This is a genomic window from Pantoea sp. GbtcB22 (assembly GCF_019091025.1).
In the GTDB taxonomy this organism is placed as follows: domain Bacteria; phylum Pseudomonadota; class Gammaproteobacteria; order Enterobacterales; family Enterobacteriaceae; genus Pantoea; species Pantoea leporis.
Map to the genome: position 1 here is coordinate 1 of NZ_JAGXKB010000817.1, position 237 is coordinate 237.

General features: G+C 60.3%; 1 protein-coding gene. It reads left to right on the plus strand.

Features of this window, described 5'->3' with window-relative positions; genetic code table 11:
• A partial coding sequence (locus tag KVT28_RS26765) for a 5-oxoproline transporter, DUF969 family subunit (RefSeq protein ID WP_217551343.1) occupies positions 1-237 on the plus strand: 237 nt, incomplete at both ends.

The window sequence follows — 237 nt, forward strand, 5'->3', positions numbered from 1 at the left end:
CCGCGGATGGGGCGACCGCTGCTGGCGCCGATGGCCGAAGGTGCCACAGAAATCCGCTACGGTGATGTCCCGCCAGACGTGCGCCATCGTCTGCGCGCCATGTCTGCGGCGTCCGATAACGTCGGTCTGTTCTTTGGCGAGGATATCTTCGTTGCCTTTGGCGCGTGTATCTTCATGCATAACTTTATGCAGGAATCTGCCGGTATCAGCACCGAACCGCTGCATATCGCGCTGTGG